Source organism: Blastococcus sp. KM273129, from assembly GCF_021698995.1.
Classification (GTDB): Bacteria; Actinomycetota; Actinomycetes; order Mycobacteriales; family Geodermatophilaceae; genus Blastococcus.
The window spans coordinates 1-7,886 of the sequence record NZ_SSXB01000124.1 but is presented as its reverse complement, the minus strand read 5'-3'; the positions used below and the strand labels follow the sequence as shown (position 1 = coordinate 7,886).

At 75.7% G+C, this 7,886-nt stretch carries 13 protein-coding genes; 5 read left to right on the top strand and 8 right to left on the bottom strand.

The window, feature by feature from the left end; all coding sequences use genetic code 11:
* Positions 1-51: 51 nt before the first annotated feature.
* The 4 genes from rpsR to rpmB are packed head-to-tail and all read right to left on the bottom strand — an operon-like array spanning position 52 to position 998.
* Positions 52-264: a 30S ribosomal protein S18 gene (gene rpsR, locus E9565_RS20975; protein WP_374201431.1), complete on the bottom strand. Its 213-nt coding sequence runs from the start codon at positions 262-264 to the stop codon at positions 52-54.
* A complete protein-coding gene (gene rpsN, locus E9565_RS20970; protein ID WP_236836651.1) occupies positions 261-563 on the bottom strand; it encodes a 30S ribosomal protein S14 in 303 nt (100 codons plus the stop codon). Before rpsN ends, rpsR begins: the two co-directional genes overlap by 4 nt.
* A 1-nt stretch (position 564) precedes the next feature.
* Positions 565-732 carry a 50S ribosomal protein L33 gene (rpmG, locus tag E9565_RS20965; protein ID WP_236826293.1) on the bottom strand — a complete coding sequence of 56 codons (168 nt, stop codon included), beginning with the start codon at positions 730-732 and terminating at the stop codon, positions 565-567.
* Positions 732-998: a 50S ribosomal protein L28 gene (gene rpmB / locus E9565_RS20960; RefSeq protein WP_236826294.1), complete on the bottom strand. Its 267-nt coding sequence runs from the start codon at positions 996-998 to the stop codon at positions 732-734. Before rpmB ends, rpmG begins: the two co-directional genes overlap by 1 nt.
* A 91-nt stretch (positions 999-1,089) precedes the next feature.
* Between rpmB and mrf the strand changes: the two genes are divergently transcribed.
* The 4 genes from mrf to E9565_RS20940 are packed head-to-tail and all read left to right on the top strand — an operon-like array spanning position 1,090 to position 3,175.
* On the top strand, positions 1,090-2,361 hold the full coding sequence (mrf, locus tag E9565_RS20955) for a ribosome hibernation factor-recruiting GTPase MRF (protein WP_236836650.1): 1,272 nt from the start codon (positions 1,090-1,092) through the stop codon (positions 2,359-2,361).
* Positions 2,361-2,627, top strand: a complete 267-nt coding sequence (locus E9565_RS20950) for a type B 50S ribosomal protein L31 (protein ID WP_236826296.1) — start codon at positions 2,361-2,363, stop codon at positions 2,625-2,627. Before mrf ends, E9565_RS20950 begins: the two co-directional genes overlap by 1 nt.
* 3 nt (positions 2,628-2,630) lie before the next feature.
* Complete coding sequence (rpmF, locus tag E9565_RS20945) at positions 2,631-2,792, top strand: 50S ribosomal protein L32 (RefSeq protein WP_236826297.1); 162 nt, start codon at positions 2,631-2,633, stop codon at positions 2,790-2,792.
* 17 nt (positions 2,793-2,809) lie between these two features.
* Positions 2,810-3,175, top strand: a complete 366-nt coding sequence (locus E9565_RS20940) for a hypothetical protein (RefSeq protein ID WP_236826298.1) — start codon at positions 2,810-2,812, stop codon at positions 3,173-3,175.
* 1 nt (position 3,176) lies between these two features.
* Here E9565_RS20940 and E9565_RS20935 read toward each other — a convergent pair whose 3' ends face one another.
* Genes E9565_RS20935 through E9565_RS20920 form a run of 4 tightly spaced genes read right to left on the bottom strand, consistent with a single transcriptional unit; the run spans position 3,177 to position 6,520 of the window.
* Positions 3,177-3,593: a Fur family transcriptional regulator gene (locus E9565_RS20935; protein ID WP_236826299.1), complete on the bottom strand. Its 417-nt coding sequence runs from the start codon at positions 3,591-3,593 to the stop codon at positions 3,177-3,179.
* Positions 3,590-4,618, bottom strand: a complete 1,029-nt coding sequence (locus E9565_RS20930; protein ID WP_236826300.1) for a metal ABC transporter permease — start codon at positions 4,616-4,618, stop codon at positions 3,590-3,592. Before E9565_RS20930 ends, E9565_RS20935 begins: the two co-directional genes overlap by 4 nt.
* Position 4,619: 1 nt before the next feature.
* A complete protein-coding gene (locus E9565_RS20925) occupies positions 4,620-5,471 on the bottom strand; it encodes a metal ABC transporter ATP-binding protein (protein ID WP_236826301.1) in 852 nt (283 codons plus the stop codon).
* Entirely contained in the window at positions 5,468-6,520 is a 1,053-nt protein-coding gene (locus tag E9565_RS20920; protein WP_236836649.1) for a metal ABC transporter substrate-binding protein, read from the bottom strand. The genes E9565_RS20925 and E9565_RS20920 overlap by 4 nt, the downstream gene beginning before the upstream one ends.
* Positions 6,521-6,606: 86 nt before the next feature.
* Here E9565_RS20920 and E9565_RS20915 point away from each other — a divergent pair, with 86 nt between their 5' ends.
* The gene (locus tag E9565_RS20915; RefSeq protein WP_236826303.1) at positions 6,607-7,860 is read left to right on the top strand and encodes a glutamate-5-semialdehyde dehydrogenase; all 1,254 of its coding nucleotides are present in this window, start codon (positions 6,607-6,609) and stop codon (positions 7,858-7,860) included.
* The last annotated feature ends 26 nt before the right edge of the window (positions 7,861-7,886 follow it).

The window sequence follows — 7,886 nt, the reverse complement described above, 5'->3', positions numbered from 1 at the left end:
CCGCCGGCGAACCCGTACGAGGGGTGAGGCGGGCCGCCCGCACGACGCCGGTCACCGTCCCCTGGCCGGATGGGGGAGCAGTGCCATCTCCCGGGCGTTCTCGATGGCCCGCGCCACCTGACGGTGCTGCTGCGGCTCCAACCCGGTGACCCGCCGGCTGCGGATCTTGCCGCGGTCGGAGATGAACGACCGCAGCACCGGGACGTCGTACCAGCTCACCGGTCCGTCGAGGCGGCGCCCCTTCCGCGCGCGCTGCCCGCTCACCAGCTGGACTTCCGGATGCCGGGCAGCTCGCCCCGGTGGGCCATCTCGCGGAAGCGGACCCGGGACAGGCCGAACTTCCGCAGGTGGCCTCGCGGCCGGCCGTCGGCGACGTCCCGGTTGCGCAGCCGGGTGGGGCTGGCGTCACGGGGCAGCCGCTGCAGCGCCTGCCGGGCGGCGACCCGCTCCTCCGGTGCGGCCGCGGTCCGGGCCGCCAGCTTGAGCTCCGCCCGGCGCTCGGCGTAGCGGGCCACCACCTCCCGCCGCTGCTGGTCGCGGACGATCTTCGAGGTCTTGGCCACCTCAGCGCTCCTCGCGGAAGTCGACGTGCTTGCGGACGATCGGGTCGTACTTGCGCAGGACCAGGCGGTCGGGGTCGTTGCGCCGGTTCTTCCTGGTGACGTACGTGTAGCCCGTGCCGGCGGTGGACTTCAGCCGGACGACGGGTCGGATGTCGGTGCCGCGGGCCATCAGCCGCGCCTCCCCGAACCGAGCCGCCGGCGGACGTCGGGATCGCTGGCCCGCAGCCGGGCGACGACGGCCTCGATCCCCTGGGCGTCGATGGTCCTGATGCCCTTCGCCGAGACGGTGAGCCGGATCCAGCGGTTCTCGCCCGGGAGGAAGTACCGCTTGCGCTGCAGGTTGGGGTCGAAGCGGCGGCTGGTGCGCCGGTGGGAGTGGCTCACGTCCTTCCCGAAGCCGGGCCGGCGGCCGGTCACCTCGCAGTAGGTGGCCATGGCACCTCCAGGGTCCTGGGCCCCGGGGCGGTCCCGGGGTACGGCACCACCCTAGATGAAAACGATTCCCGTTAGCGGTTAGGGTGGTCGCATGACGTCCTCCCGCACCCCCCTGGTGATCGTCACCGGCCTCGAGGCCGCCCACACCGGTCGGGCGAGCCGCGCGCTCCTCGGCCGGGCGGGCAGCGTCGTCGTGCACCACGACGTCCGCCAGCTGGGCCACGGCGTCGTCCTCCGGACCGTCACCCGGCACACCGCCACCGGCCTCGTCGAGGAGCGGACCGCCGTGGAGCTCGCGCACGGGTGCCTCTCCTGCACCCTGCGGCTGGACCTGCTGCCGCTGCTGCACGCGCTCGGCGCCGAGCCGGACGTCGTCCGGATCGTGCTCCAGCTGGATCCCGCCCTGGAGCCGGAGAACCTGTGCTGGTCCATCGACCACCTGGTCCTCGACCACGTGCCGGCCGGCCCCGACGGCACGGCGGCCGACCGGGTCGAGGTGGCCGGCGTGCTGGCAGTCGTCGACGGCCGCACCTGGCTGGAGGACGTGACCGGTGCGGAGGAGCTCGCCGACCGGGGGCTCGCCGCCACCCCGGACGACGACCGGACGCTCGCCCAGGTGGGTCTGGGTCAGGTCGCCTTCGCCGACGCGGTCCTGCTGGCCGGCGGGCCGGTCGACGCCTGGACGGCCGCCCGGCTGGACGCCGTGCTGGACCGGCTGGTCTCCGGCGTGCCGCGGGCCGACGCCGCCGTCGGCCCGGAGCGGCTGCTGGCGGCGCTCGGCCCGGGGGCCCGCCGGGGCCGGCTCTCCTCGGTGCACGACCCGCTGCTGCCCGGCCGCCCCCCGCTCGGCGAGGACGTCGGCGTGAGCGTCATCCGGTTCTCGGCGCCGCGGCCCTTCCACCCGGATCGGTTGCACGAGGCGTTGGACGTGCTGCTCGAGGGCGTCGTCTGCAGCCGGGGCCGCGTCTGGCTCGCGAGCCAGCACGACCGGGCCCTCTGGATGGAGTCCGCCGGCCAGGGGCTGCGCATGGGGGACGCCGGACCCTGGCTGGCGACGCTGCCCGACGACAGCCCCGACTGGGCCGACGTCGAGCCGGAGCGCCAGGTCGCCGCGGCGCTGCGGTGGGACCCGGCCCACGGGGACCGGCACACCGAGGTGGTCGTGCTCTCCCACCGGCAGCCGGGCGTGGCGGTGATCTCCGCGCTCGACGCCGCGCTGCTGACCGACGACGAGATGGCGGCGGGGCCCGCGGCGTGGGCCGGCCTCCCCGACCCCTTCGGCTCCTGGCACGAGGACCCGTGCGAGGCGACCCCCGCGCCCGACGACCGGGCGTCGACCACCGACCGAGAGGACCGTTCCTGATGCGTTCCGGCATCCACCCCGAGTACCGCACCGTCGTCTTCCGCGACGCGGCCAGCGGCAGGCTCTACCGCACCCGCTCCACCGTCGCCACGACCCAGACCGTCGAGCTCGACGGCGAGGTGCTGCCGCTGGTCGGCGTGGACATCTCCGCCGCCTCGCACCCCTTCTGGACCGGTGACCAGCGGGTCCTCGACACCGCCGGGCGCGTCGAGCGGTTCCACCAGCGCTACGCGCGGCACCTCGGCGCCCGCCGGACGGAGGGCTGAGCCGTGGCGGTCCCGAAGCGGCGCACCTCGCGGTCCCGCACCCGGTCCCGGAAGGCGCAGTGGAAGGCGACGCCGGTGCCCCTCGTGCCGGTCCGCGTCGACGGGGAGGAGCGACTGGTCCCCGCCCGGCTGCAGAAGGCCTACGAGCGGGGGCTCCTGCCGTGACCGGCCGGCGTCCGGACGTGCCGGGGCCCGTCGTGGCGCTCTGCCTGGGACGCCGCTGCACCTCGACGGGGGCAGCGGCGGCCGGCTCCGGGCTGTCCGCCGCGGTGCGCGAGACCCGCGGGGCCGTGCTGGTGACCACGGCGTGCCTGGGTCCGTGCGGGCTCGCCTCCGTCGCCGCCGTGGCCCACCGCGACGGCTCCGGTGGGTGCTCCGGGCCGACTGTCTGGCTGGCCGGGGTGCACGAGGAGGAGCGCGCCGCGGCGCTGGCGGCCTGGGTGCGGGAGGGCGGACCGGGTGCATCGGGCGAGCCGGACGCGGGGATGCCCGCGACGCTGGTCCCGGCCGCGGCCGGCCTGGGCGTCCCGATGCGCTTCGGAGCCTGACTCAGCCGCGACCGGCGGCGCAGCTCCCGCAGGTGCCGAAGACCTCGAGCTCGTGCTGCACGTCGGCGAAGCCGTGCTCGGCGGCGATCCTGGCCGCCCACCTCTCCACCGGCGGGTCGGCGACCTCCACCGTGCGCCCGCAGGCTCGGCACACCAGGTGGTGGTGGTGCACCGGTGAGCAGCGGCGGTACGCCGCCTCGCCCTCGCCGCTGCGCAGGACGTCGACCAGGCCGTCGTCGACCAGCGCCTGCAACGCCCGGTAGACCGTCGCCAGGCCCACCGAGTCGCCGCGCTCGCGCAGCAGGGCGTGCAGGTCCTGGGCGCTCCGGAAGCCGTCGAGCTCGTCGAGCAGTTCCAGGACCGCGGTGCGCTGGCGGGTCTGCCGGCGGGCGGGGGGAGCGGTGTCGGGGGAGCTCACGGTCGGCCTGCCTTTCCCTCCACCGGTGCCGGCACCGGGTGCTCGCCGTGCTCGTCGTAGTGCACGCCCGTGCCGGTCCGGTGCGGTGCGTGCAGGTGGCCGTCGTGGTCGTAGTCCACGTGGTCACCGTGCGGGACCGGCCGGTGGCCGCAGCCCTCCCCGTGCTCGTGCGGGTGGGCGGCGTGCAGGCCGACCTTACGCCGGTGCCGCCGGCGGCCCGTGGCCTCCCGCACGGCGACGGCCAGCGCGACGAGCAGGAACAGGGCGATCGCCAGCAGCACGATGGTGCCGCCGGACGGCGTGCCCGTGTAGTAGGAGGCCGTGGTGCCGGCGAGGCTGACGACCAGGCCGATGCCGCAGGCCAGCAGCAGTGCCTGCCGGAAGCTGCCGGCCAGCAGCTGCGCCACCGCGCTGGGGAGGATCATCAGCGCGCTGATCAGCAGCAGGCCCACCACGCGCATCGACAGCACGACGGTCGAGGCGACCAGCGCGGCGAGCACCACGTTGAGCGCCAGCACCGGCAGGCCCACCGCGCGGGCGTACTCCTCGTCGTCGCTCACCGCGTACAGCCGCTGCCCGAGCAGCCACACGACCGAGAGGATCACGACCGTGATGACGCCGAAGGCCGCCAGGTCGCCGGCGCTCGTGGTGGTGATCGCCCCGAACAGGTAGGCGTCGAGGTTCGTCGCCTGGCCGGACGGCGCCAGGCTGAGCAGCACCACGCCGCCGGCGATGCCCCCGTAGAAGAGGACGGCGAGCGCCACGTCGCCGCTGGTGCGCCCGCGGGCGCGGACGAGCTCGATGAGCACCGCCCCGGCGATCGCCGCGACGAGGGCCGCCCCGACCGGTGCGGTGGAGGTGAGGACGCCGACGCCGACGCCGACGAGCGCGACGTGGCCGAGGCCGTCGCCCAGCAGCGACAGCCGCCGCTGCACCAGGAAGATGCCGACCGCCGGAGCCGCCAGCCCCACCATCAGGGACGCCAGCAGCGCCCGCTGCATGAACTCGTACTGGAGGATCTCCACGTCACTGCTCCCCGTCGCGGGCGCGCACCGGGCGGGAGGACGTCCACGGCTGGTGCTGGCGGTAGCCGGTCGCCGGGTGGTCGTCCGGATCCCCCGGGTGGTGGTGCCCGGCGTCGCCGGCCAGGGGGCCGGCCCCGGCCAGCGGCCCGTCGTAGCGCACCCGTCCGTGGTCGACGACGACCGCGCGGGTCAGGACGCCGGCGAGCGGACCGGCCTCGTGCGTGACCACCAGCAGGGTCGTCCCGCGCGACGACACCTCGGCCAGGACACCCGCGAGGGCCTGCTGGTTGGCGGCGTCGACACCGGCGGTCGGTTCGTCCATGATCAGCAGCTCGGGTTCGGCGGCCAGCGCCCGGGCCACGAGCACGCGGCGCTGCTGGCCGCCCGACAGCGACGCAACCGGATCGCGCACGCGGTCCGCGAGCCCCACCGCTTCGATGGCGTCGGCCACGGCCGCGCGGTCGGCGGCGGTGGGTCGGCCCAGCAGGCCCCGCCGGGCGAGCCGGCCGACGCCGACCACCTCGCGGACGGTGGCCGGCACCGCGCCGCTGACCGTGTGCCGCTGGGGCACGTAGCCGACCCGACCGCGGTCGCGCAGCCGTCCGACGGGGGCGCCGAGCACGGTGACCTCCCCCCCGAGCACGGACGCCAGGCCGAGGAGGCCGCGGGCGAGGGTGGTCTTCCCGGAGCCGTTCGACCCGAGGACGGCGAGCGCCTCACCGGGGCGCACCGTCAGGTCCACGCCCTGCACCACGGGGACGTCGCCGTAGCCGATGCTCGCGCCGCGGAGCCCGACCGCGAGGTCGCGATCGGGCCCCGGCGGTTGCTGCTCGGCGAGGGTGCGGCCGGTCACGAGCAGTTCTGGCCCTCCTGCAGGGTGGCGAGGTTGGCGCGCATGACCTCGAGGTAGTCCTCACCGGCCGACTCGTCGGTCAGGCCCTCGATCGGGTCGAGGACGGCGGTCCGCACGCCCGCTTCCGCCGCCACGGTCTCGGCCACCGCCGGGTCGACGAGGGTCTCGGTGTAGACGGTGGTGATGCCGCGGTCGGCCACCAGCTCGGTGATCTCGGCGAGCTGGGCGGCGCTGGGCTCCTGCGACGGGCTGAGACCGTTGATGCCGACCACCTCGAGACCGTAGCGCTCGCCGAGGTAGCCGAACGCGTCGTGGCTCGTCACCAGGGTGTCCACGGCGCAGCCCGCGAGCCCGTCGGACATCTCCGCGTCCAGGGCCTCGAGGTCGGCGCGCAGCGCCGCGGCGTTGTCCGCGTAGGTGTCCGCGCCGTCCGGGTCCAGCTCGGCGAGCCGGTCGGCCATGGCGTCGGCGACGTCGGCCAGGCGGGCGGGGTCCAGCCAGAAGTGCGGGTCGACCGACTCCTCGCCCTCGGCGTGGGCCTCATCCTCGGTGTGCGCTTCCTCCTCGGCGTGGGCCTCATCCTCGGTGTGGGCCTCATCCTCGGTGTGCGCTTCCTCCTCGGCGTGGGCCTCCTCCTCGTGGGCGTGGTCGTGCCCGCCGGTGGTGGTCAGCGAGAGGTCGGCGGCCTGGCCCGCGTCCCAGGCGGCGTCGGGGGCCTCGGACGCGACGGCGTCGTCGAGGCCGGGCTGGAAGCCCTCGAGGTAGAGGACCAGGTCGGCCTCGGAGATCGCGGCGACGTCCCGCGGCGTGAGCTCCAGGTCGTGCGGCTCGCCGCCGGGCGGGGTGGCCGAGGTGACCGACACGCGATCGCCACCGACCTGCTCGGCGGCCCACTGCAGCGGGTAGAAGCCGGCCAGCACGGACAGCTCGCCCCCGCCGGTGGCGCCGGACGCCTCCTCCGTCCCGGTGGAGGAGCCGCAACCGGCCAGCAGCAGGCAGGTGGCGGACCCGAGGGCGACGGTGGTGCGGCGCATCGACGACATGTGCATGGGAATCATTCTCACACAGCTCCCCGGCGCGGTCGGCGCCCGGTCGCGCGCGCGGACCCGTACCCGCCCGCGCGTAGGATCTCGGTGTGTCCGACGTCTCCGGCCTGCCGCTGATCGGTGCCGCCGCGCTGCGCGCGAAGGCTGCCTCCCGGGTGCTCCGCACCCTGCCGACGGACACCAAGGACGCCGCGCTGGCGGCGATGGCCGGGGCGCTGGTCGAGCGCGCCGACGAGATCCTGGCCGCGAATGCGACCGACGTCGCCGCCGCCCGGGCCGACGGCACGCCGGAGGCGATCGTCGACCGGCTGCGGCTGGACGCGGGCCGGATCGCCGGGGTCGCCGACGCGCTGCGCCGGCTCGTGGCGCTGCCCGACCCGGTCGGCGACGTCGTCCGCGGGTCGCGGCTGCCCAACGGGCTGGAGCTGAAGCAGGTCCGCGTCCCCCTCGGCGTGGTGGGCATCGTCTACGAGGCCCGCCCCAACGTGACCGTCGACGCCGCCGGGCTGTGCCTCAAGAGCGGCAACGCGGCGCTGCTGCGCGGCTCGGCGTCGGCGTTCGGCACCAACACCGCGCTGCTCGCCGTCCTCGCCGAGGCGGGGGAGAAGGCGGGGCTGCCGGCGGGTTTCGTCGAGCTGCTGCCGGCCGACCGCGCATCGGTGGGCGAGCTGCTGAACGCCCGGGGACTGGTCGACGTCGTCATCCCGCGCGGGGGCGCCTCGCTGATCCAGCGGGTCGTGCGGGAGTCGCGGGTGCCGGTGATCGAGACCGGCGAGGGCAACTGCCACGTCTACGTCGACGCCTCGGCGGACCCGGAGATCGCCGAGGCGGTCGTGCTCAACTCCAAGACCCACCGGGTCAGCGTCTGCAACAGCGCCGAGACGCTGCTGGTGCACCGCGACGTGCCGTTCCTGCCGCGGCTGCTGGCCGCGCTGGCCGATGCCGGCGTCGCGCTGCACGGCGACGACGCCGCCCGCTCGGCCCACGCCGGCGTCGTCCCTGCCACCGACGAGGACTGGGGCACCGAGTACCTGTCGATGGACATGGCGGTGCGGGTCGTCGACGACCTGCCGCAGGCCCTCGACCACATCGCGCGGTGGAGCACCGGCCACACCGAGGCGATCGTCGCCGACTCCGCCCGCGCCATCGCCGAGTTCACCGCCGGTGTCGACGCCGCCGCCGTGCTGGTCAACGCCTCGACCCGGTTCACCGACGGAGGCGAGTTCGGCTTCGGTGCCGAGATCGGCATCTCCACCCAGAAGCTGCACGCCCGGGGCCCGCTCGGCCTGCCCGAGCTCACCTCGACCACCTACGTCGTCACGGGGTCCGGCCACACGCGCTGACCCCACCCCCTCCCGAGGAGCCGCAT

What these genes read in the sequence shown, in the direction of transcription:
- mrf (WP_236836650.1), top strand. Translation starts at nt 1,090, where the DNA reads ATGACGTCCTCCCGCACCCCCCTGGTGATCGTCACCGGCCTCGAGGCC.
- rpmB (WP_236826294.1), bottom strand. Translation starts at nt 998, where the DNA reads ATGGCCACCTACTGCGAGGTGACCGGCCGCCGGCCCGGCTTCGGGAAG.
- rpmG (WP_236826293.1), bottom strand. Translation starts at nt 732, where the DNA reads ATGGCCCGCGGCACCGACATCCGACCCGTCGTCCGGCTGAAGTCCACC.
- E9565_RS20950 (WP_236826296.1), top strand. Translation starts at nt 2,361, where the DNA reads ATGCGTTCCGGCATCCACCCCGAGTACCGCACCGTCGTCTTCCGCGAC.
- E9565_RS20920 (WP_236836649.1), bottom strand. Translation starts at nt 6,520, where the DNA reads ATGCACATGTCGTCGATGCGCCGCACCACCGTCGCCCTCGGGTCCGCC.